At 71.6% G+C, this 21,712-nt stretch carries 23 protein-coding genes and 1 pseudogene; 11 read left to right on the top strand and 13 right to left on the bottom strand.

The genetic code is table 11. From position 1 onward, the window contains the following. Positions 1 to 49 precede the first annotated feature (49 nt). Positions 50 to 640: a peptidoglycan recognition protein family protein gene (locus tag NQU54_RS36490; protein WP_257634766.1), complete on the bottom strand. Its 591-nt coding sequence runs from the start codon at positions 638 to 640 to the stop codon at positions 50 to 52. Between the two features lie 183 nt (positions 641 to 823). Between NQU54_RS36490 and NQU54_RS36485 the strand changes: the two genes are divergently transcribed. From NQU54_RS36485 to NQU54_RS36475, 3 genes are all read left to right on the top strand, one after another. After that, entirely contained in the window at positions 824 to 1,735 is a 912-nt protein-coding gene (locus NQU54_RS36485) for a glutaminase (RefSeq protein WP_069873152.1), read from the top strand. A 285-nt stretch (positions 1,736 to 2,020) separates the two neighbouring features. Next, positions 2,021 to 2,245, top strand: a complete 225-nt coding sequence (locus NQU54_RS36480; protein ID WP_069873154.1) for a hypothetical protein — start codon at positions 2,021 to 2,023, stop codon at positions 2,243 to 2,245. After that, positions 2,242 to 2,982 (top strand): helix-turn-helix domain-containing protein, encoded by a 741-nt coding sequence (locus tag NQU54_RS36475; RefSeq protein WP_257634754.1) that lies wholly within the window; start codon positions 2,242 to 2,244, stop codon positions 2,980 to 2,982. The genes NQU54_RS36480 and NQU54_RS36475 overlap by 4 nt, the downstream gene beginning before the upstream one ends. 4 nt (positions 2,983 to 2,986) lie before the next feature. Here NQU54_RS36475 and NQU54_RS36470 read toward each other — a convergent pair whose 3' ends face one another. The 3 genes from NQU54_RS36470 to NQU54_RS36460 form a co-directional block, all read right to left on the bottom strand. After that, a complete protein-coding gene (locus NQU54_RS36470; RefSeq protein WP_257634753.1) occupies positions 2,987 to 3,382 on the bottom strand; it encodes a VOC family protein in 396 nt (131 codons plus the stop codon). Between the two features lie 158 nt (positions 3,383 to 3,540). Then, positions 3,541 to 4,479, bottom strand: coding sequence for a beta-ketoacyl-ACP synthase III (locus NQU54_RS36465; protein WP_257634752.1), 939 nt, complete (start codon positions 4,477 to 4,479; stop codon positions 3,541 to 3,543). Positions 4,480 to 4,686: 207 nt separating this feature from the next. Next, the gene (locus tag NQU54_RS36460; protein ID WP_257634751.1) at positions 4,687 to 5,337 is read right to left on the bottom strand and encodes an HAD family acid phosphatase; all 651 of its coding nucleotides are present in this window, start codon (positions 5,335 to 5,337) and stop codon (positions 4,687 to 4,689) included. Between the two features lie 265 nt (positions 5,338 to 5,602). Between NQU54_RS36460 and NQU54_RS36455 the strand changes: the two genes are divergently transcribed. Both NQU54_RS36455 and NQU54_RS36450 read left to right on the top strand, forming a co-directional pair. Beyond that, positions 5,603 to 5,995, top strand: a complete 393-nt coding sequence (locus NQU54_RS36455; RefSeq protein WP_167503302.1) for an STAS domain-containing protein — start codon at positions 5,603 to 5,605, stop codon at positions 5,993 to 5,995. A 227-nt stretch (positions 5,996 to 6,222) separates the two neighbouring features. Further along, complete coding sequence (locus tag NQU54_RS36450) at positions 6,223 to 6,699, top strand: STAS domain-containing protein (RefSeq protein WP_257634750.1); 477 nt, start codon at positions 6,223 to 6,225, stop codon at positions 6,697 to 6,699. Positions 6,700 to 6,742: 43 nt separating this feature from the next. On the opposite strand, the gene NQU54_RS36445 is transcribed toward NQU54_RS36450, so the two are convergent. Together NQU54_RS36445 and snpA are read right to left on the bottom strand one after the other, a co-directional pair. After that, positions 6,743 to 6,955 carry a hypothetical protein gene (locus tag NQU54_RS36445; protein WP_093701307.1) on the bottom strand — a complete coding sequence of 71 codons (213 nt, stop codon included), beginning with the start codon at positions 6,953 to 6,955 and terminating at the stop codon, positions 6,743 to 6,745. Between the two features lie 243 nt (positions 6,956 to 7,198). Then, positions 7,199 to 7,864 carry a snapalysin gene (gene snpA / locus NQU54_RS36440; RefSeq protein WP_069873169.1) on the bottom strand — a complete coding sequence of 222 codons (666 nt, stop codon included), beginning with the start codon at positions 7,862 to 7,864 and terminating at the stop codon, positions 7,199 to 7,201. A 304-nt stretch (positions 7,865 to 8,168) separates the two neighbouring features. On the opposite strand from snpA, the gene NQU54_RS36435 reads away from it, so the two are divergent. Next, on the top strand, positions 8,169 to 9,221 hold the full coding sequence (locus NQU54_RS36435; protein ID WP_372506173.1) for a LysR family transcriptional regulator: 1,053 nt from the start codon (positions 8,169 to 8,171) through the stop codon (positions 9,219 to 9,221). A gap of 166 nt (positions 9,222 to 9,387) precedes the next feature. Continuing rightward, on the top strand, positions 9,388 to 9,897 hold the full coding sequence (locus tag NQU54_RS36430; RefSeq protein WP_257634748.1) for a pyridoxamine 5'-phosphate oxidase family protein: 510 nt from the start codon (positions 9,388 to 9,390) through the stop codon (positions 9,895 to 9,897). A 43-nt stretch (positions 9,898 to 9,940) separates the two neighbouring features. Here NQU54_RS36430 and NQU54_RS36425 read toward each other — a convergent pair whose 3' ends face one another. Together NQU54_RS36425 and NQU54_RS36420 are read right to left on the bottom strand one after the other, a co-directional pair. Further along, on the bottom strand, positions 9,941 to 12,385 hold the full coding sequence (locus NQU54_RS36425) for a SpoIIE family protein phosphatase (protein WP_257634747.1): 2,445 nt from the start codon (positions 12,383 to 12,385) through the stop codon (positions 9,941 to 9,943). 341 nt (positions 12,386 to 12,726) lie between these two features. Continuing rightward, positions 12,727 to 13,662, bottom strand: a complete 936-nt coding sequence (locus NQU54_RS36420; RefSeq protein ID WP_257634746.1) for an NmrA family NAD(P)-binding protein — start codon at positions 13,660 to 13,662, stop codon at positions 12,727 to 12,729. A gap of 130 nt (positions 13,663 to 13,792) precedes the next feature. Here NQU54_RS36420 and NQU54_RS36415 point away from each other — a divergent pair, with 130 nt between their 5' ends. Then, positions 13,793 to 14,356: a TetR/AcrR family transcriptional regulator gene (locus tag NQU54_RS36415; RefSeq protein WP_257634745.1), complete on the top strand. Its 564-nt coding sequence runs from the start codon at positions 13,793 to 13,795 to the stop codon at positions 14,354 to 14,356. 111 nt (positions 14,357 to 14,467) lie between these two features. Here the strand turns inward: NQU54_RS36415 and sodN are convergent, their stop codons facing one another. Then, positions 14,468 to 14,863, bottom strand: a complete 396-nt coding sequence (gene sodN / locus NQU54_RS36410) for a superoxide dismutase, Ni (protein WP_069873180.1) — start codon at positions 14,861 to 14,863, stop codon at positions 14,468 to 14,470. 160 nt (positions 14,864 to 15,023) lie between these two features. Between sodN and sodX the strand changes: the two are divergent. After that, positions 15,024 to 15,332: pseudogene (sodX, locus tag NQU54_RS36405) on the top strand (nickel-type superoxide dismutase maturation protease); the annotation flags it as partial. A gap of 56 nt (positions 15,333 to 15,388) precedes the next feature. On the opposite strand, the gene NQU54_RS36400 reads toward sodX, so the two are convergent. Beyond that, complete coding sequence (locus tag NQU54_RS36400) at positions 15,389 to 16,051, bottom strand: CGNR zinc finger domain-containing protein (RefSeq protein WP_257634744.1); 663 nt, start codon at positions 16,049 to 16,051, stop codon at positions 15,389 to 15,391. 141 nt (positions 16,052 to 16,192) lie between these two features. On the opposite strand from NQU54_RS36400, the gene NQU54_RS36395 reads away from it, so the two are divergent. After that, on the top strand, positions 16,193 to 16,969 hold the full coding sequence (locus NQU54_RS36395) for a class I SAM-dependent methyltransferase (protein WP_093707671.1): 777 nt from the start codon (positions 16,193 to 16,195) through the stop codon (positions 16,967 to 16,969). A 215-nt stretch (positions 16,970 to 17,184) separates the two neighbouring features. Here NQU54_RS36395 and NQU54_RS36390 read toward each other — a convergent pair whose 3' ends face one another. From NQU54_RS36390 to NQU54_RS36380, 3 genes are read right to left on the bottom strand one after another with little or no spacing between them, the layout of a single operon-like run. After that, positions 17,185 to 17,946, bottom strand: coding sequence for an amino acid ABC transporter ATP-binding protein (locus NQU54_RS36390; protein ID WP_069873187.1), 762 nt, complete (start codon positions 17,944 to 17,946; stop codon positions 17,185 to 17,187). Continuing rightward, positions 17,943 to 18,881 (bottom strand): amino acid ABC transporter permease, encoded by a 939-nt coding sequence (locus NQU54_RS36385; protein ID WP_069873189.1) that lies wholly within the window; start codon positions 18,879 to 18,881, stop codon positions 17,943 to 17,945. The genes NQU54_RS36390 and NQU54_RS36385 overlap by 4 nt, the downstream gene beginning before the upstream one ends. A 45-nt stretch (positions 18,882 to 18,926) precedes the next feature. Next, positions 18,927 to 19,880: an ABC transporter substrate-binding protein gene (locus NQU54_RS36380; protein ID WP_257634743.1), complete on the bottom strand. Its 954-nt coding sequence runs from the start codon at positions 19,878 to 19,880 to the stop codon at positions 18,927 to 18,929. A 513-nt stretch (positions 19,881 to 20,393) separates the two neighbouring features. Between NQU54_RS36380 and NQU54_RS36375 the strand changes: the two genes are divergently transcribed. After that, the gene (locus NQU54_RS36375) at positions 20,394 to 21,626 is read left to right on the top strand and encodes an NAD(P)-dependent malic enzyme (protein WP_069873194.1); all 1,233 of its coding nucleotides are present in this window, start codon (positions 20,394 to 20,396) and stop codon (positions 21,624 to 21,626) included. Positions 21,627 to 21,712 lie beyond the last annotated feature (86 nt).

The following is a 21,712-nucleotide window of genomic DNA, read 5'->3' as shown; positions in this document are numbered from 1 at the left end:
CCGTCCCTGTCCCTGTCCCCGGCGCCGGCGCCGGGGACGGCCGAGGGCGCTACTCGAGCCGCTCGTGGATCCGGTCGCGCATCTCGGCCATGGTGAAGCCGCGCGGATCCACCTTGCCCGGCTGCCATTCGAGATGGCCGATCACCGAGCGCTCGGTCCAGCCGTGATGGCGGCATACGGCCGCCGCCGCCCGCGCGATCGCGTCCAGCTGGGCCTCGGGCCACGGGTCCTCGCCGTCGCCGAGGTTCTCGCATTCGAAGCCGTAGAAGGCGCGGTTGCCGTCGGTGTTCGCCTCGTTGTCCGCCGGCAGGGCCTTCTCGGCGATCACCGCCCGCAGGACGTCGTCATCGCCGAGCCCGGCGTGGTTGGCGCGGCCGTAGCCCACCAGATGGAGCCCGCCGTCCTTGGCGACCATGCCGTGGCACAGCGGGCCGGGCAGCCCCTCGAAGCCGTCCCGGCAGATCTCCACCGTCTCCTGGGTGCCGGAGGTGACCGTGTGGTGGATCATCACCCCGTGCACCGGGCCCCACGGCCCCTTGTGGTTCCGGTTGTGGTGCCGCCAGTCCCCGACCTGCGTCACCCGCACGCCCTCGTTCGTCAGCGCCGCGAGGAAGTCCCCCGCGGACATGGGTGAGGCCATGCCGCCTCCGTTCTGGTCGTCCAGCGGGCCCCGGTCGAGGCCCGCCTCGTTCACCCGTTTGCTTACCCGCCGCACACTCATAAACACATGGGGTGATGAATGGCGAGGGGCACGTTATCGTGCGGACCGGTCGACCCGCTCGACATCGCACCACCCGAGATCGCGACAGGAGACGCCCGCACCATGGACTACCAGGCAGTGCTGGAGGAGGTCGCGGCCCATGTGAAGCCGCAGATCGGCCGGGGCCGGGTGGCCCAGTACATCCCGGCGCTCGCCTCGGTGGACGCGGACCGCTTCGGGATCGCCCTCGCCGATGTCGACGGCCGGGTGACCGGGGTCGGCGACTGGGAGCGGCCCTTCTCGGTGCAGTCCATCTCCAAGGCGTTCAGCCTCGGGCTCGTCCTCGCCGGCGACGGCGAGAAGCTGTGGCGGCGGGTCGGCCGGGAGCCCTCGGGCAACCCCTTCAACTCCCTGGTGCAGCTGGAGTACGAGAACGGCATCCCGCGCAACCCGTTCATCAACGCCGGGGCGCTCGTCGTCACCGACCGGCTGCACACCCTTACCGGCGACGCCAGCACCACCATGCTGGACTTCCTGCGCGCCGAGAGCGGCAATCCGGACCTCGCCTTCGACCAGGAGGTCGCCGCCTCCGAGTCCGCCCATGGCGACCGTAATGCCGCCCTCGCCCACTTCATGGCGAGCTACGGCAACCTCGACAACCCCGTGCCGACCGTCCTGGAGCACTACTTCTGGCAGTGCTCGATCGAGATGAGTTGCCGCGATCTCGCCCTGGCCGGCGGTTTTCTGGCCCGCCACGGGCTGCGCTCGGACGGCTCACGGCTGCTGTCGCGCAGCGAGGCGAAGCGGGTCAACGCGGTCATGCTCACCTGCGGTACGTACGACGCGGCGGGCGACTTCGCCTACCGGGTCGGACTGCCCGCCAAGAGCGGTGTCGGCGGCGGGATCGTCGCGGTGGTCCCCGGCCGCTGCACGCTGTGCGTCTGGAGCCCCGGCCTGGATGCCCGCGGCAACTCGGTGGCCGGGCTGGCGGCCCTGGACCACTTCACCACGCTGACCGACTGGTCCGTCTTTTAGGGCGCCCGGCGGGTCGTGCCGCCTGCGGCGGGCTGTTCCCCTCCCCGCCCCTTCCCGAAACTGGGGCTCCGCCCCAGGCCCCGGGTGAGTGTCGCGTGCGGCGGGCTGAGCATCGGTGTGCGGCTCCGCCGCGTGGTGGGGCTCCGCCCCAGGTTCCGGGTCCAGGGGCGGAGCCCCTGCCACCTGGTCCGCGGTTAGCGCGGGCGGCGCGTTGGTGAAGGTGGCGCGCCGCACGGCATGGCGGGAGCATGGAGGGTAGTGGTGGTGAGCAGGAGGTGTACCGCCATGCAGCACGAGATGCGCGCCGAATACGAGGAGGGCAGCTCCGGGCGGGTCGCGGGCGCGCCGGTCAAGATCTGGCACATGGTCCGCGGAAACGGAACGACCGCGATGTGCGGGCGGGAGCTGGACCCGGATTCCGAGACCCAGGCCGCCGACCTGTGGGCCACGGGTGACGCGGGGCCCTTCTGCCACTCCTGCGGTGCGATGTATCTGCGCGAGGTCCCTTGAGCGAGTACCACGAGCGGAGGGCGCTGATCGGCCGTGGCGCCGTGGTGTGGACGCGTACGGCCGGCACCGGGCCGCAGCGGGTGCTCCCGGACGGCTGCACGGATCTGATCTGGAGCGAGGCGGGGTCGGGGCCGGGCGGCGAGCTGCTGGTCGCCGGACCGGACACCCGTGCCCATCTGGCCCTCGGGCCGCCGGGCAGCCGCGCCGTGGGGCTGCGGTTCGCCCCCGGTACTGGCCCGGCCGTGCTGGGCGTACCGGCGCATGAACTCCGCGATACGAGGGTGCCGTTGGCCGCGCTCTGGCCCGGCGCGGAGGTCCGGCGGCTGGCCGAGCGGATCGCCACCGAGCGGGCGGCCGGGCGGCAGGCGGCCGCGAGCCGCCTGCTGGAGGAGGCCGCCGGGGACCGGCTGCGGACCGCGGAACCGCCCGATCCGCTGCTCGCCGCGATCGTCGCGGGGGTTTCGCGCGGGACGGGAGTGGCCGGGATCGCCGCGGCCGTGGGGCTGGGGGAGCGGCAGCTGCACCGCCGCTCCCTCGCGGCCTTCGGCTACGGCCCCAAGACGCTGGGCCGGGTGCTGCGGCTGAACCGGGCCCTGGACCTGGCGCGCGCCGGTGTCCCCTTCGCGGAGGTCGCGGCCACGGCGGGCTACGCCGACCAGGCCCATCTCGCCCGCGAGGTCAGGGCGCTGACGGGGGTCCCGCTGGGGCGGCTGCTGCGGGGGCCAGGAGGAGAGTAGGGGCTCAGGAGGGCAGCGGGGCGAAGAGGTCGATGCCATTGCCGTCCGGGTCGAGGACGACCGAGTAGCGCTGGCCCCAGGGCGCGTCCCACGGCTCCATCGTGCCGCGCACCCCGGCCGCCACGAGGTCCTGGTACGTCTTGTCCACATCGGCCGGGCCGTCGCAGGCGAAGGCCAGCGACACCTGGTGGGAGCCGCTCGGCGGGGTCCACTCCGGGTCGAAGGAGCGTGCCGTCTCGACGGTGTCCCACATCAGCCGCACCCCGCCGGGCAGGGCGGCCTCCGCGTGGGGCTGGGTGTCGGCGTCGGCGGGGATGTCGAGGCCGAGGCGGCGGTAGAAGGCGAGGGAAGCGGCCATGTCGGCGACGACCAGACCGATGGCGTTGAATCGTGCTGTCATACGGGCAGCGTAGGCAGCGCGTCCGCGGCCGGTCTTGAACGAATCGGACGTCCCGGCGGAGCGGCCGGGGGCGGCCGGGCTGGGGCGCCCCCGGCGGCGGGGCACCCTCAGGGGCGGGGTGCCCTCAGGGGCGGGGTGCCCCCAGCGGTGGGGTGCCCTCAGGGGCAGCGGATGACCTGCCCCGCGTACGACAGATTGCCGCCGAAGCCGAAGAGCAGCACCGGGGCGCCGGAGGGCACCTCCCCGCGCTCGACCAGCTTGGACAGGGCGAGCGGAACGCTGGCCGCCGAGGTGTTGCCGGACTCCACCACATCGCGGGCGATCACCGCGTTGACCGCGCCCAGCTTGCGGGCGACCGGCTCGATGATCCGCAGATTGGCCTGGTGCAGCACGACACCGGCCAGGTCCTCCGGGGTGATCCCGGCCCGTGCGCACACCTCCCGCGCGATCGGCGGCAGCTGGGTGGTGGCCCAGCGGTAGACGGTCTGGCCCTCCTGCGCGAAGCGCGGCGGTGTGCCCTCGATCCGGACCGCGCCGCCCATCTCCGGGACCGAGCCCCACACCACCGGTCCGATGCCCGGCCGCTCGGCGGCCACCACCACGGCCGCGCCCGCGCCGTCGCCGGTCAGGACGCAGGTGGAGCGGTCGGTCCAGTCGGTGGCCTCGCTGAACTTCTCCGCGCCGATCACCAGGGCCGCGCTGGCCGCCCCGGCCCGGATGGTGTGGTCGGCGGTGGCGAGGGCGTGGGTGAAGCCCGCGCACACCACATTGAGGTCCATGGTGGCGGGCTGGGCCAGCCCGAGCCGGGCGGCGACCCGGGCCGCCATATTGGGGCTGCGGTCGATCGCCGTGCAGGTGGCGACGAGCACGAGGTCGATGTCGGAGGGGGCAAGACCGCTGTGGGCCAGCGCCTTGGCGGCCGCCGCCGCGGCCATCTCGTCGACCGTCTCGTCGGGGCGGGCGAGATGCCGGGTGCGGATGCCCACCCGGCTGCGGATCCACTCGTCACTGGTGTCGACGAGGGCCGCGAGGTCGTCGTTGCCGAGCACCTTCGCGGGCTGGTAGTGGCCGAGCGCCAGTACGTGCGAGCCGGTCATCGGTCATCCCCTTCGCGCCAATATCGACGTATCCGCGCCCTTTGCGGAGATCTCGACGCACAGTCTGCGGTGTGTCCAGTCTTGAGCGGAGCAGACGTGCCGTGCGCTCGGGTCAGTCACCAATCTTGTGCGCCGAGATCTGGAGTTCCCGGCCTTTCCAGGGCGGTGGTCCGTGGTCGATGGCGAAGGGGATGACCTGACCGTGGCTCAGGACAGCCGGCCGTCGTAGTCCGGGAGCTTGAAGGACTTCTCGGCGTGGCCGCCGCTGATGTCGGTGGGGCTGTTGCCGATGTTGGCGATGATCGTGTAGCCGTTCTTCTCGATCTCCGCCCGCTTGGCGGTCTTGTACTCGGCCACATCCTGGAAGAGGTCCGGCAGGTGGCGTACGTACAGACCGGCGACCGAGTAGCCGACCTTCTCCAGGTTGTACTCGGTCGGCAGGGAGATGATGCCGGGGCGCGCGGTGACGAAGAAGATGGCCACGCCGCGGTCGTGCGCGTACTGGGCGAGCTTCAGGACCGGCTCGACGGCCGGCTGGGGGTAGCTGAAGCCGAAGTCGGTCTCCAGTGAGGTGTTGTCGATGTCCAGGACGATGGCCTGCTTCTCGCCCGAGGGGTTGGCGGTGCGCTCCTCGACGTAGGGGCGGGCCTGCTCGTCGATGATGGCGCGAACATCGCGCTGCCAGGTCTCGTAGTCGACCTCCTCGGCGGCGGTGGTGCCCGACGGCGCCGCCGAGGTGGCGGTGGTGCCGGGCGTGGCGGCGGTCGCCGTGGTGGCCGTTCCGCCGGTGCCGATGGCGAGGGCGACGACCACCGTCGTCATGCCGAGCCGCCGTGATCGCACGCGTCCTGCTGTCATCGGTCATATCCTTCGCGTCGAGGCGATTGCCGGGTGGCATGCTCACGGCTGACGGTGGACATGAGAAGACCTCTGCTTCACCGGGGAGTAACGGTTCGCGTCCGGGGGCCTTAATAGGCCAACGACACGTGCCACGCCGTTCGTTGACTGGTCAGCCGGTAGATGGGTATGTCACCTAATGAAGGGCCGGCCTGGACCCCGGCGATTGACCGGCGCGGCCGCGGGCTCCGGTGCCGCGCGCCTCCACCTGGTCAAGGAGGCTTGCATGTTCGATGATCGGCCCGCCTTCGGCGTCCGAGTCCACGCACTCGGCGGTGTCACCGTCGCCGAGATCGCGGGGGAGCTGGACATCTTCGCCGCGGGGCGGATCGTGGCGCGGCTCGATTCCCTCGTTCAGGCACGCTGTCCGGATCTGATCCTGGACCTACGGCCGGTCACCTTCCTGGACTGCGCCGGATTGTCCTTGCTGTGCCGCTTGCGCAATCGCGTGCTGGAGCGGGACGGGCGGCTGCGGCTCGTCATCGACGATCCGCGGTTCGTCCGGCTGCTGCGCATGGTGCGGCTGGATGACGCCTTCGAGGTACTGGAGGACTTGACTCCGGCGATCGCGGGAGTGGCGGATCCGGTGGCCGGAGGGAGCGGTGACGGCTTCGCTTAGGCCGTATCTGACCAAGTGTCAATAGTAAGAACCGAAATTCACTCGGACGAGCGGTCTTCACCGGCGGAATACTGCGTCCCTGCCTATGTAACCGGGGGTCCTCCCTTTACGCTCGCGGGACGTCGCCCAAGGGCCCGGCGGATTCGCACCCGATGCCCGACCCTGCCCGCTTCCGGGATTCTGACGAAGGTGAGAGGGGCAGTGTGCCGTTCCGAGGGGATATCGCGATGACGCAGCAAGGCGCTCCGCGTGATGCGCCGGTGCCGCTGGATCGCGGTGCCCGGGACGCCGCGCGGGGGCCCATGAGCGGGGATCCGGCCGACCAGGACGCCGACGCCGCGGAAGACGTCGCTCCGCGCGCCCGTACGCGCCGGGTCGGCGCATACACCGTCGTGGAGCTCCACGGCGAGATCGACATCGCCGGGGTGGGAAGCGTGGGGCCGGCGCTGGACGCGGCCACGGCCGGGGACGGACCCGCGGTGATCGTGGACTTACGGCCGACCGCCTTCTTCGACTGCTCGGGCCTGGGGCTGCTGTGCCGGGCCCATCGGCGTGTTCTGGAGCGGGGCGGGCGGATGCGGCTGGTCTGCGACGACGCGTTGATCCTCCGCACCCTGCGGGCGGGGAGGATGCTGGAGGTGCTCCGCCCGAACGCCACGCTGGAGGAGGCGCTGCGCGAGGAGGAGCGCGAGGAGGAGGACTGAGGCCCCCTTGGAGGGGCCGCTGTCGGCAGGGCCGCTGCCGGGCTCAGGTGCGGCGGTCCTGGGGCGGGGGCGCCTGATGGCCCCCGTGCTGCCGTCCGCGGCTCCAGGGGCGATGGCGGGGCCGTCCGCCGGCCGGGAGGCTGTCATGGCTCTCAGGGGACATCCGATTGCCGTTCTGGACATTGGTCCGGTGGATCAGCAGGGCGCCCACGGCGATCAGCGCGAGGATGACGACCACGGTGATCAGGGTCTCCATGGTGCTCACTCCCTGGGCCGGGCCCCGGATGGAGGGAGTCCGGCCGGTTTGTGCGAAATGCTCCTGGTGTCTCTATACGGTACCTCCGGCCGGTGGGGGCGTCGCCAGGTGCGGGCGCCGGACGGCGGCGCCCGCACACGCCGAGCGCCCGCACCCGGCGTCGGGAACCAGGTGCGGGCGGTCAGGCCCTGATCCGGCCGATCAGCCAATCAGCGGATCGGCGGATCAGTGGGTTCGGCGGACTCAGTGGCTCTTGGCCAGTTGCTTCTCGAGCTTGGCCAGGCCATTGGCCCAGAGCTGGTTGACGCGGCTGATCTCGGCCTGGTTCGGCTGCGAGTTGGTGCAGGACGTGCCGGGGCCGCCGCCGGACATCAGCTCGCTGCACGGACCCTCGTAGTGGTCCGGCAGGCCCAGCACATGGCCGGTCTCGTGGGCGGTGACCCGGGTCGAGTCGTACTGCTGGTTCTGGGCGTAGTCCAGGAAGACATAGCCGCTGCCGTGGCCGTCGGTGCTCGCGTACGAGCCCCGGGGGTCATTGCCCTCGCGGTAGGTGAAGTCCGGGTTGCTGCCCTCCTGGAGCTTCACGTTGCTCACCGCGGAGTTCCAGATCTGGGTGGAGCGGGATATCACCGACTGGAAGGTCGGGGCCTGGCTCGCGCTGTAGGTCACGGTGACGGCGGCGGCCGCGCTGGGCGCCTCGGCCCGCTTGGCCAGCGCCGACTTCATGACGGCCTTGATGAAGGCGTCGGTGTCGGCCCGCTCCTCGCCGCTCGCCGTGTAGGCGGCGGCCGCGGCGCCGCGCTGCGCCGTGGAGTGGTCGGGCGTGGCCGCGGAGGCGGGCATGGCGGACAGGGAGGCCGCCAGGCCGAGGCCGATGGTCGCGGACAGCGCCAGCTTGGGGAGTGACATGTGGGGGGCTCCTCATCGTCCTCGGGCCCCGGTCGCCGTGTGGGGTGGCGGCCGGGGCCGTGGGATGAACTCTTGGCTGACGCCGAGTCTTGAGGAGAACCGGCCCTGCGCGGAGATATCAACTGGTGATAGCAGGAAGGCATATCCCCCGGCGGGCTCTCGGGTCCCGCCCGACGGTGGGGGTTTGACGTCCCGTTGACCCGTGGTTGACCACTGATTGATCGATTCCGGTATGGGTTGGCGGGCTTTCAGAGTCTGGTGTGACCGACAAGTGCGCAGTTATGCTCCCGCCGTGGAGCTCGAGGTGAGGCACCTCCGTGCATTGTGCGCCATCGCCGACACCGGCAGCCTACGGAAGGCGGCGCGCCAACTGGGCATGACCCAGCCATCCTTGACGACCCAGCTCCGGCGCATCGAGAACACCATCGGCGGCCGGCTGTTCTCGCGCGAGGTCACCGGCAGCAGGCCGACCCCGCTGGGGCGGTCCGTGCTGTGCCGCGCCCGGCCGATCGTGGCCGAGATGAACGCCTTGGTCAGCGAGGTCCGGCTGGAGGCGGGGCAGACCGCCGACGCCCGGTTACGCATCGGCAGCACGGGCAGCCGGGCCGTGGTCGGCTGGCTGCGCAGGCTCCGCGCCCGCTACCCCGACGCGGACACCACCATCCACATCGACGTCTCCGCCAACGCGCTGCTTCAGATGGTCGCCGCCAACCAGCTCGACGTGGCCTTCGTCCACGAGGTCGAGGGCGCGCCGCTGAGGGTGCCCGAGGGCGTGGAGCGCCGCGTCCTCGTGGAGCGGGAGCCGCAGTTCGTGGCGCTGGCCGAAACCCATCCGGCCGCCCCGCGGCCCGCGGTACGGCTCGCCGACCTCGCCGCCGACCAGTGGATGGTCGACCCCAGCGTGGACGGCGAGGGGCCCGGTCTTCGCCGGGTTCTGGCCGCCGCGGGGCTCAATCCGAGAGTGGTGTACGGGGACTATCTGACCGCCGCCGACCTGGTCGCCTCGGGTGAGGTGGTCACCCCCTGCCAGCCCACCGCGCGGTCCCGCCAGGGCGTCGCGGTCCGTCCGCTGCACGGGGATCCGCTGACGGTCCGGCTCTTCCTGGCCTCACGGGCGGCCCCGGCGGCCCGTACCGCGGCCGACGGCCCCGTCCCGGGCACCGCGCCCGGCGCCCCCTTCGAGGTCGACGCGCTCTTCGGCGACCTCGCGGACGCGTACTTCGAGATCGCCTGGGCGAGCGCCGCGTACCGCCAGTGGCTGGTCCGCAACGAGAGCCCGCTGCTGCGCCTACAGGAGCCGCCGGCCCGTGACGCGGTCGACGTCCTGGGGCTGGCCGGGCCCGCCGAGGTCTCGTAGACCCCTTACAGCGGTGACGGGCGGCCGCGAGCGATGTCTTTCACTCCGCCGGGCGAGGTCTTTCGCGCCGCACGGCGATGACTTTCGCTCCGCCGGGCGGTCCAAGAAACGCGGTCCGGGAACACCGGACCGCACCGGACCGCCCCGCCAGGCAAGGAGTGAGCAGATGAGCACCGAGCACGATCCGCAGACCGCGCTGGACACCCGTTTCAGCAGCCCGGACGCCACCGCCACCGGATGGCCGGAGGGACGGGAGCGGCTGGCGGCCGCGGAGCTGTACTGGCTGTCCACCGTCCGCCGGGACGGCCGCCCCCACGTCACCCCGCTCATCGCCGTCTGGTTCGACGGCGCGCTCTGCTTCTGCACCGGCCCCACCGAGCAGAAGGCCCGGAACCTCGCCCACAATCCGCGCTGCGTCCTCACCACGGGTGCGGGCATGCTGCACGAGGGGCTGGACCTGGTGGTCGAGGGCGAGGCCGAGCCGGTGCGGGACGACGCCACGCTCCGGCGGATCGCGGCGGCGTACGTGGCGAAGTACGGCGCGGAGTGGACCTTCCAGGTGGCCGACGGCGCCTTCCACCACGATGGCCATGAGGCACTGGTCCACCGGGTCGCCCCGGCCACGGCGTTCGGCTTCCGCAAGGGCGAGTACGGCCAGACGCGCTGGCGCTTCTGACCCCGGCCGACCGGCCCCCCTCGCGATGTCCCGGCCGGGCCGTTCAGCCCAGGTCCGGCAGCCCGGCGGACAGCCCGACCGGAAGCGTCTGCTCCGACCAGATCGTCTTGCCCTCGGCGGTCTGCCGGCTCCCCCAGCGCTGGCTGAGCCGCGCGACCAGCAGCAGCCCGCGGCCGCCCTCGTCGAAGGTACGGGCGCGGCGCATATGCGGAGCGGTGCTGGAGGAGTCGGAGACCTCGCAGATCAGCGAGTGGTCATGGATCAGCCGCAGCTGGATGGGCGGGACGGCGTGCCGGATGGCGTTGGTGATCAGCTCGCTGACCACCAGCTCGGTGGTGAAGACGGCCTCGGCGAGCCCCCATTCGGTCAGCCGCTCCGTGACGTTCCGGCGGGACCGGGCCACCCATGCCGGGTCGGCGGGCACGTCCCAGGTGGCCACGTGCGCCGCGCCCAGGGTGCGGGTGCGGGCCAGCAGCAGCGCGACGTCGTCGAGCGCGCCCTCGCCGGGGAGGAGCGTCCGCAGCACGGAGTCGCAGGTGCGGTCCAGGGACCGGCCGGGGTGGGCCAGCGCGCCGGCCAGCAGCAGACGCCCCTCGTCCACATCGCGGTCCCATTCGCCCATCAGCCCGTTGGTGTAGAGGGCGAGCACGGCGTCCTCGGGCAGCTCGGTCTCCATCGTCTCGAAGGGCAGCCCGCCGACCCCCAGCGGCGGTCCGGTCGGCACCGGGAGGAACTCCACACCGCCGTCGGGCCTGGCCAGCGCCGGTGCGGGATGCCCGGCCGCGGCCAGCGAGCAGTGGTGCGAGACCGGGTCGTAGACCGCGTACAGACAGGTGGCCCCGACATCCCCGGTGGCCTCCTCGGCCCCGGTCTCCGCGGCCAGATGGATCACCAGGTCGTCGAGGTGGGTGAGCAGCTCGTCCGGTGGCAGATCGACGTCGGCGAGGGTGCGGACCGCCGTGCGCAGCCGGCCCATGGTGGCCGACGCCTGGATGCCGTGGCCGACCACATCGCCCACGACCAGCGCGACCCGTGCCCCGGAGAGCGGGATGACGTCGAACCAGTCCCCGCCCGCCCCCGCGTACGGGCCCGCGGGCAGATAGCGGGAGGCGACCTCGACCGCCGGGGGCTGGGGGAGGGTCCGCGGCAGCAGGCTGCGCTGAAGGGCCAGGGCGGTATCGCGCTCCCGGGTGAAGCGGCGGGCGTTGTCCACACAGACGGCGGCCCGGGTGGTGATCTCCTCGGCCAGCACCACATCGTCGTGGGTGAACGGCTCGGGGGTGTGGTGGCGGGCGAACACCGCCACCCCCAGCGTCGTCCCGCGCGCCCGGATCGGCACCGACATGATCGAGTGAACGCCGAACCGCCGGATCGTACGGGCGCGGGCGGGCTTCAGCGCGCCCCACTTGGCGATCGCGGGGTCGGTGGCCGCGTAGATCAGCGGCCGCTCCGCCACCAGGCATTCGACCATCGGCGAGATCTCCGGGTAGGAGTCCACCCTCCCCAGCGGCACCACGGACTCCGGGCATCCCCCGAAGACCGACTGCTGGGCGGCGCGGCGCAGCACCACCGGACCGCTGAGCGGCCCGGACGGCAGCTCCTCGTCCCGGGTCAGCCGGTCCAGCAGGTCGATGGAGACGTAGTCGCCCAGCCGCGGTACGCAGACGTCGGCGAGCTCCTGCGCGGTGCGGTCGATGTCGAGGGTGCTGCCGATCCGGTCGCCGGCCGTGCTCAGCAACAGCAGCCGCTGGCGGGCCAGATACTGATCGGTGATGTCGTGCGCCGCCATGCAGACCGCGTACACCTGGCCGTCGCTCGCCGTCAGCGGGGCGAACCGGGCCGACCAGGCGTGCTCCTTGCCCTCGCCGCCGGTGCGCGGATACGTCTCCACCTCGCGCGGCTCACCGGTGGTCAGCACCTGGTGCATCACCGCTTCGAGCCGCTCGCTCTGGAGCCTGCCCCCGACCTCCGACAGCCGCAGCCCGCGGATCTCCGCCTCCGGGAGGCCGATCACGTCGGCCATCTGGGCGTTCACCGTGCGCAGCCGCAGATCGGTGTCGTAGATCGCCATCGGGCAGGGCGACTGGGTGTAGGCCCACCGCATCAGCGCGTCGTTCCAGGAGTCGGGGGGCCGCTCCGCCCGGGGCACCGCGCTCACCAGCAGCCAGTCGCCCTCCGGCCGCCTGCGGTGGGCCAGCAGCGGCACCGGGACCTCATGGCCGTCCCGGTGGCGCAGCACCACCGTCCCGTGCCAGCGGGTCAGCCGGGTGCGGGCATGGTGGGCCTCGGCGGCCCACGTACGGTCCGGATCGGCCAGCAGCTCGGCGGCGGGCCGCCCCACGACCTCCGCGGGCCGATATCCGAGCAACCGGCGGGCACCCTCGTTCCAGCTGGTCAGCGTCCCGTCATCGCCGAGCGTGGCCCTCGCCGTATCCACTTCGTCGAAGCCGCCCCGCTCCCGCGCGGAGCCGCCGTCATGGCCCTTCATGCTCGCCCATCCCTCCGGGACGGCACCGGGTCCGTCCACCAGGGCTCTCTTCCAGCCTGGTCCACTCCGGTCCGGGCATCAACCGGGGCCGGGGCCGGAGCGGGCGCCGCTAAGCGCTCCGCGGGAAGTGCCGCGCGGTGCGGTCGTTCATCCGCGGCTGTGTCGTGGCTGGTCGCGCCCACGCGGCGGAGCCGCACATCGACACAGCCCCGCGCCCCTTCGGGGCGCACCCGAACCGCACCGGACTTCATCGAGGCCGCCCAGGGCGGCGGGTGGGCCGGACGGGCCGAGCGGATCGGACGGCCCGAGCGCGGGCAGGCGGCCTGAGCGGGGCAGGCGGATCAGGCGGGCCGGGCCGCCGCGGGCCCCAGATGCCGCCCGGCCCACTCGGCGAAGCCGGTGAGCGGGATGCCGAGGGCCTGGGCGAACGCGGGGCGGGCGGGCTGGTCGACCGCGTTCAGCCACACATGCCCGAGGCCCCACTGCGGCATCCCGGCGGCGAGCGCCTCGTCGGCGGTCATCGACGGGGCGGTCAGCTCGGCGCCGGTGACCTCGGAGAGGACCTCGGCGACCCGGGTCATCGTCATGTGGTCGCCCGCCAGTTCCAGCTCGACCTCGTGGAACCGCTCGGGGTCGGCGAAGGCCGCGGCGGCCGCCGTGCCGATGTCGGAGACGGCGATGAGGGGGAGTTCGGTGCCGGGCTCGAGGATGGTGGCGAGGCCGCCCTCGGGGCCGTTCGGCAGCAGGGACAGGAAGTTCTCCATGAAGAAGGCGGGCTTGAGGAGCGTCCAGTGGCGGAAGCCCGCCTCCCGGACCCGGTCCTGGAGGCCGGACTTGGTCGTGAAGTAGTGCTCCATCGCCGCCCAGCGGCCCTCGGCCCAGCCGGGAGCGGCCTGGTGCTGTCCGGCGCCGGATACGGAGGTGTGCACGAACTGCGCGACTCCCGCGTCCCGTGCCGCGTCGATCAGGTTGCGCCCCTGGACCCACTCGGAGTCGCCCTGGAGGTCGTTCAGATCGGGCATCTGGATCGAGAAGACGGCGCGCGCCCCCTCGGCGGCCCGCCGCACCGAGTCGAGGTCGAGGAGGTCGCCCTTGACCAGCTCGGCGCCGAGCGCCGCCACGGCCTCGGCCCGCTCGGTGGCCGGGTCGCGGACCAGGGCCCGTACGGGAACGCCCGCCGAGAGCAGGGCGCGGGCGGTGGCGCCGCCCTGCTGGCCGGTGGCGCCGGTGACCAGAACGGGAGCGGACGGGGCGGAGGTCGGGGATTGCGAAGGCATGCTGCTCCTCGGGGAGAAGGGTATCGACTCATCGGCAAGTCGACCGTGAAAGCTAAACGGCGGGCCCCGCCACTTATGACTCGGTACGATACGGAGGACCCCGCCACTTAGCAAACCCGGAGGTGACGCCATGCCCGCCGCCCAGCGCGCGGACGCCAGGCGCAACTACGCGCGCATCCTCGCCGTGGCCGAGGAGGAGGTCGCCGCGCACGGTGCCGACGCCTCCCTGGAGCAGATCGCCCGCACCGCCGGAGTCGGCTCGGCCACCGTGCGCCGTCACTTCCCCACCCGGGCGGCCCTGCTGGAAGCGGTCTTCCGCGAGCGCATCGAGGCCCTGGCCGCCCGCGCCCGCGAACTCGCCGGGGCGGAGGACGTACGGGCCGCCCTGCTGGAGTGGCTGGGCGCGCTCACCGACTACTCCGCCTCCGTGCAGGGCATGGCCACCGCGATGCTGCGCAACGGCGACCTCGCCCCGGAGCACGCCAACCCCTGTGTGGACCCGCTCGCCGAGGCGGGCGACCCGCTGCTACGGCGAGCCATGCGAGCCGGCGCGGTGCGGCCCGGTGTGACCGCGACCGACCTGGTCACCCTGATCGCCGGCATCGCCCTGGCCACCGAACACCACCCGGACCCCGCCGCCGAGGCCGACCGTCTCCTCGGTCTGGTCGTGGCGGGCATCTGTCCGCCGGGGTGAGGGAGGGGCTTCAACCCCCGCCCCCATCAATGGTGTTCCGCGCAAAGAAGACCGCACCGGGCCACTCGGGGCGGCTCGGGTGCGGTCTCGTGGTGCTATGGAAGGGCCGGGTCAGCCCTTTTTGGTCTCCCAGAAGATCTTGTCGACCTGGGCGATGTAGTCCAGAGCCTTCTGCCCCGTGGCCGGGTCGGTCGAGCCCTTGGCCGCGCTCAGGGCCTTGAGGGTGTCGTTGACCAGCTGGTGCAGCTCGGGGTACTTCTCGAAGTGCGGGGGCTTGAAGTAGTCGCTCCACAGCACCGAGATGTGGTGCTTGGCGAGCTCCGCGCGCTCCTCCTTGATGGTGGTGGCACGGGCGCGGAAGTGCGGGTCCTCGTTGGCCTGGTACTTCTCCTGAATGGCCTTGACGGACTCGGCTTCGATACGGGCCTGGGCCGGGTCGTACACGCCGCAGGGCAGATCGCAGTGGGCGCTGACCTGAACCTTGGGGGCGAACAGGCGGGAGAGCATAGAGCTGTCCTTCCATTCGTGATCGTCTTCTCAGGTGCGAGATTACTCCGTGGGGGAAGGCTTTTCTCGGGTGCCCCGGGGGGCTTAGGTCAAAAGTCCGGTGCCAGGCTGGGATGCCTGGGATCGTGATGGGTGCAGGGTGAGGACCGGAGGTGCCGTGATGCGGGAGCAGCTGGGCGATCGCGGGCAGGAGCGGGACCGCGACCGGCGCGGACTGCTGCGGATCGGGCTCGCGGAGGTGTACAACCCGTCGATGCAGCCGACGCTGTACCCCGGTGACCAGTTGGTGGTGCGTTACGGGGCGCCGGTGCGGCCGGGGGACGTGGTGGTGCTGCGTCATCCGTTCCGGCAGGACCTGCTGATCGTCAAGCGCGCGGTGGAGCGGCGCGAGGGCGGCTGGTGGGTCAAGGGTGACAACCCGTATGTGGAGAACGACAGCCGGGAGTTCGGCGTCGTACCGGACGAGCTGGTGGTGGCCCGGGCCTGGGTCCGGCTGCGGCCGCGGCGGGGCGCCGGGCGTGGGGGTCAGCGGTCCATGGCCGGGCTGGTCTCCTGGGCGGTGTCCGCCGTAAGGCCGGTGGGCCCGTGGTCCTGGCGCCGGCTGCGCTCGGCGGCGGCCGACCGCTCGGCGTCCCGGCGTTTGCGCGCACGGTAGGCGGCCACATTGGCGCGGGTCGCACAGCGGTCGGAGCAGTAGCGCCGGGATCGATTTGTCGATGTGTCGAGATAGGCGTTGCGGCAGGGTGACGCCTCGCAGATGCCCAGCCGGTCGGCGCCCAGCTCGGTGAGGTGGAAGGCCAGGCCCATCGAGGCGGTCGCGGCGTAACCGGCGCCCGCGTTGGCGGCGTAGTCCGCGATGTGCATATGCCAGTCGGGGCGGCCGTCCTCGTCGCGGGTCTCATGGCCGGAGATCTGCGGGCTCACCGGGAACTCGATGAGCAGCGCGTTCAGCAGGTCCACCGCCAGCACCTCGTCACCGCCCGCCGCCGCCTCGAAGACGGCGCGCAGCCGGGCCCTGACCGACCTCAGCCGGGTGACATCGGCGTCCGTGGTCCGCCGGGCCGCCTGCTGGCTCTCCCCGAAGAGCGCCCGCACGGCTTCCACCGAGGTCAGGGTGTCCGTGCCGCGGCTTGGCTCCTCGCTGTTGACCAGGCGCACGGCGAGATCCGAGTAATAAGCCAGTTCCACTTGTGGTCCTTACGACGGTCGGTCTAGAGTCACGTAAGAGGCGTTCTGCCTACGAGGGTATTACGGGCGGCTGCGCCCGATGACGACTGACGACGACGCATGTCGACGACATGTCGACGACGCATGGCTTGGAGGGGCGCGATGACGGACACCGTCGCCGTGGCGGACTGGCAGGCGTGGCAGCGGAGCTGGGACCGGCAGCAGGAGTGGTACCTCCCCGATCGTGAGGAACGGTTCCGGGTGATGCTCGACGCGGTCGAGGCCGTCGTCGGCCCGGAGCCGAGGATCCTGGACCTTGCGTGTGGCACGGGCAGTATCTCGGACCGGGCGCTGCGCCGGTTCCCTGGCGCCACCAGCACCGGTGTCGACCTCGACCCCGCGCTGCTCACGATCGCCCGCGGCCACTTCGCGGCCGAGCCGCGCGTGGAGTTCGTGACCGCCGATCTGCGCGACCCCGGCTGGACCGGGCGGCTGCCGCACGCCGCGTACGACGCCGTCCTGACCGCCACGGCCCTCCACTGGCTGCGCTCGGACGAGCTGCGGGTGCTGTACGGGCAGATCGCGGGCGTCGTACGGGAGGGCGGGGTGTTCCTCAACGCGGACCATATGCCCGATCCGGCCACGCCCCGGCTCAACGCCGCCGACCACGCGTACCAGAAGCGGCGGCAGGCTCGGGCCAGGGCCGAGGGCGTCCAGGACTGGGTGGAGTGGTGGCAGGACGCCGCACGGGACGAGGCGCTGGCGGGGCCGGTGGCCGAGCGGTTCACGATCTTCGGCAATCCGGCCAACGGCGACCACGCGGACGGTGAGACGCAGTCCGTCGCCTGGCATGCCGAGGCGCTGCGCGAGGGCGGCTTCGGCGAGGCGCGGGCCGTATGGTGCTCGCCCTCGGACGCGATGGTGCTCGGGCTGAAGTGACCCCGGGGCGGTACGGGCATCGGCTCGTACCGCCCTCGCGCATGTGCCGCGCCTCAGCGGATTGCCTCGGCGGATTGGCGGAAGTCGGCCGCGGTCCGGTGGTGCCCCGAAGGGGCGCGGGGCCGTGTCGAGGTGCGGCTCCGCCGCGCGGGCGCGACCGGCCAGGACGCTGCCGCGGACGATCGACGGCAGGTCAGGGCACTTCCAGCGGAGCGCTAGAGCACCTTGGACAGGAACGACTTCGTCCGCTCGTGCCGCGGATTGGTCAGCACCTCCCGGGGCTGCCCGGACTCCACCACCACGCCGTCGTCCATGAAGACGACCGAGTCCCCGACCTCGCGGGCGAAGCCCATCTCATGCGTGACGACGATCATCGTCATGCCCTCCTCGGCGAGCCCGCGCATCACATCGAGCACCTCGCCGACCAGCTCCGGGTCGAGCGCCGAGGTGGGCTCGTCGAAGAGCATCAGCTTCGGCTCCATCGCCAGCGCCCGCGCGATCGCCACCCGCTGCTGCTGGCCGCCGGAGAGCTGGGAGGGGTAGTTGCCCGCCTTGTCGCCGAGGCCCACCCGGTCCAGCAGCCTCAGCGCGCGCTCGCGCGCGACCGCCTTGGTCTCCCGCTTGACCTGGACCGGCGCCTCGATCACGTTCTCCAGCGCCGTCATATGCGGGAAGAGGTTGAAGCGCTGGAAGACCATGCCGATGTCGCGCCGCTTCTCGGCGACCTCGCGGTCCTTGAGCTCGTAGAGCTTGTCGCCCTTCTGGCGGTAGCCGACCAGGTCGCCGTCCACGTACAGCCGCCCGGAGTTGATCTTCTCCAGGTGGTTGATGCAGCGCAGGAAGGTGGACTTGCCGGAGCCGGACGGGCCGATCAGGCAGAACACCTCGCGCGGGGCGACCTCGAGGTCGATGCCCTTGAGGACCTGGACCGGGCCGAAGGACTTGTGGACGCCTTCGGCCTTCACCATGGCGGTCATGCGCCGACACCTCCGGAGCGGTTGCTGAAGGAGAGCAGATTGGCCCGGACCCGCTGGAGCGGGGTGGCCGGGAGGCTACGGCTCGAGCCGCGTGCGTAGTACCGCTCCAGGTAGTACTGGCCCACGCTCAGGACGGAGGTGAGGATCAGGTACCAGGCGGCCGCCAGGAAGAGCATCTCCGCCGTGGCGCCGGAGTTCTGACCGACCTCGGAGGTGGCCTGGAGCAGATCCCAGTACTGCACCGCGATCACCAGTGAGGTGGTCTTGAGCATGTTGATGAACTCATTGCCGGTGGGCGGCACGATCACCCGCATCGCCTGCGGCAGCACCACCCGGCGCAGCGTCTTGGCGTGGCTCATCCCGAGCGCCTGGGCGGCCTCGGACTGGCCCTCGTCGACCGACTGGATGCCGGCCCGGCAGATCTCGGCCATGTACGCGGCCTCGTTCAGGCCCAGACCCAGCAGGGCGGCCAGGAACGGGGTCATGAAGTCCGACCACTCGTCCTTGTAGATCGGCATGATGTTGATGTAGTCGAACACCAGGCCGAGATTGAACCAGACCAGCAGCTGTACGTAGACCGGGGTGCCGCGGAAGAACCAGATGTAGCCCCAGGCGATGGAGGCGGTCACCGGGTTCTTCGACAGCCGCATCACCGCGAGGACGATGCCGAGGGCCACGCCGAGCACCATCGACAGGATGGTGATCCAGACGGTGTTGCGGACGCCCTTGAGGACCTCACCGTCGAAGAAGTAGTCCGGAATGGCGCCCCAGTTGACATCGCCACGGGCGAAGGCGGAGATCAGGAGGGCGAGCAGGGCGATGGTGATGACCGCGGCGACCCAGCGGCCGTAGTGCCGCACCGGGATGGCCTTGATGTTCTCCGGCGCGGGCGGCGGGGTGCCGACCGGGCCCGCCTTTTCGATCTTAGTGGTCACGGATGGTGCCTTTCAGCGCGAGCGCGCGGACGGGGGAGGGCCGGATCACTTGCCGCCGTTGATGACGGCCTTGGTGACCGCGCCGTCCTTGACGCCCCACTTCGCGATGATCTTGTCGTATTCGCCGTTCGCGATGATCAGGGCGAGTGCCTGCTTGAGGGCGTCGCGCAGCTGGGTGTTCTTCTTGGCGACGGCGATGCCGTACGGGGCCGCCTCCACCTGGTCGCCCACGAGCTCGAAGTCATTGCCGCCGCCGGAGGTCTTCACCGCGTACGCCGCCACCGGGAAGTCGCTGGAGCCGGCGACGGCGCCGCCGCCGCGCAGCCGGGTCTGGGCCTCGGTGTCATTGCCGAACGCCTCGATCGAGATCTTGCCCTTCTTGTTCTTCAGGCAGGTCGCCGACTGGGACTTGGCCAGGTCGTGGGAGACGGTGCCGCGCTGCACGACGATCTTCTTGCCACACAGGTCGTCCCACGTCTTGATGCCCTTGGTGTCGCCCTTCTTGGTGTAGATCGAGACACCCGCGGTGAAGTAGTCGACGAAGTCGACGCCCTCGCCGGCCTTCTTGCCGGTGTCCGGGTCGACGCCCTCCTGGCGGCCCTTGTTGTCGGTCATGGCCGACATGGCGATGTCGTAGCGCTTGGAGCGCAGGCCGGAGAGCAGGGTGTCGAAGGTGCCGTTGTTGAACTCGAACTTCACCCCGAGCTGCTTGCCGAGGGCGTCGGCGATGTCCGGGTCGATCCCCATGACCTGGCCGTTCTTCTTGAACTCGACCGGCGGGTAGTTGATGTCCGAGCCCACCTCGATCACCTTGGCGCTCTGGATCTCCTTGGGCAGCTGGTTGAAGAGCGGGGCGGAGTTGGTGTTGGACCCGCCGGTGGCCTTGTCGGTCTGGTCGCCGCAGCCCGTCAGCAGCAAGGCACCTGCCACCGCTACCGCGCCGATGGAGGCCATCCGGGACTTCGGGGTGGCCCCACGGGGCGTGAAGCTGGCGGTCATGCTGGTTCCTCCGGCAGGGTGAGGGGGGTGAGATCCCGGGAACACGTTTGTGGGTGTCGCGATCTCGTGTGATTGGGGCATCTTGCCATCGGACGGGCTCGTACGGGCCTCTGGCCATGTCAAAATCGGATAACGGGCGATCCCCGTGGTGCACTACCGGACAGCGGCACCGGCCGGACAGCGGCGGCCGGAACCGCGGAGCGGGCTCATGATCACGCGGAGAACAGCGCGTGACGGTGACATGGACTTTCACTAGAGATTCGCCCGCCTTCAGGTGTAATGCCTGGTTTTCCGGCGTCATGGCACCAGAACTCGTTCGTCCCTCGACGCGCGCTTCGGGTAGAACAGACGGCTACACCCCTCACCCGGGGCTCAGGGCGCGTGTGCGACGCGCCCGGCGTTCGTACCCACCCCCATGCGGTGGTCTTCCGCTGAATGGGACGACGCGGTGCCCGCCCGCTCCGAACCTGGGGCGGATACCCTCGATAGAAAAACGACAAAGGGGTCAAAACAGTGGCAGCGGAGATGGTCGATCCTCGCAGCGACAGCACAACCGGCAGCGGCGAAGGAGCCGAAGGCGTGACCGACGGCGAGCCCTTCGATCCGGCCTTCGCCCTGCACCGCGGCGGCAAAATGGCCGTCCAGGCGACGGTGCCGGTGCGCGACCGGGACGATCTGTCCCTCGCGTACACGCCCGGTGTGGCCAAGGTGTGCAGCGCTATCGCCGAGAAGCCCGAGCTCGTCCATGACTACACCTGGAAGTCCCAGGTCGTGGCCGTGGTGACGGACGGCAGCGCGGTACTGGGGCTCGGGGACATCGGTCCGGAGGCGTCCCTCCCGGTCATGGAGGGCAAGGCGATCCTCTTCAAGCAGTTCGGCGGCGTGGACGCGGTGCCGATCGCGCTCGACTGCCGGGACGTGGACGAGATCGTGGAGACCGTCGCCCGCTTCGCGCCCTCGTTCGGCGGCGTCAATCTGGAGGACATCTCCGCGCCCCGCTGCTTCGAGATCGAGCGCAAGCTCCAGGAGCGCGTCGACATCCCGATCTTCCATGACGACCAGCACGGCACGGCGGTGGTCACCCTCGCCGCGCTGCGCAACGCCGCCAAGCTGACGGACCGCGCGCTGGGCCAGCTGCGCGCCGTGATCTCCGGTGCGGGCGCCGCCGGTGTGGCCATCGCCCGGATCCTCACCGAGGCGGGCATCGGCGATGTGGCCGTGTGCGACCGCAAGGGCGTCGTCTCCCAGGACCGCGAGGACCTCACCGACGTCAAGCGCGAGGTGGCCGGGTTCACCAACAAGGCCCAGCTCACCGGATCGCTGGAGGCCGCGCTGGACGGCGCCGACGTCTTCATCGGCGTCAGCGGCGGCACGGTGCCGGAGGACGCGGTGTCGAAGATGGCGCCGGGCGCCTTCATCTTCGCGATGGCCAACCCCAACCCGGAGATCCACCCGGACGTCGCCCACCGCTACGCGGCCGTGGTCGCCACCGGGCGCAGCGACTTCCCGAACCAGATCAACAACGTCCTCGCCTTCCCCGGCATCTTCGCGGGCGCCCTCCAGGTCCGGGCCTCCCGGATCACCGAGGGCATGAAGCTCGCGGCCGCCGAGGCGCTGGCCGCGGTGGTGGCCGATGAGCTGAGCGCGGACAAGGTCATCCCCTCGCCGTTCGACGACCGGGTCGCCCCCGCCGTGACCGCGGCCGTCGCCGCTGCCGCCCGCGCGGAGGGCGTCGCCCGCCGCTGACGCCCCGCCAGGTCCCAGGTGTGATCACGGGCCGCCCCTTCGGCCGGAGGGGCGGCCCGGCGCGTGCCGGGCGGTGTCCGGTGGGC

This window comes from Streptomyces malaysiensis subsp. samsunensis (assembly GCF_024519315.1).
GTDB classification, from domain to species: domain Bacteria; phylum Actinomycetota; class Actinomycetes; order Streptomycetales; family Streptomycetaceae; genus Streptomyces; species Streptomyces malaysiensis.
Note: the sequence above shows the minus strand (reverse complement) of the source record. Positions and strands in the feature narration are given on the sequence as shown.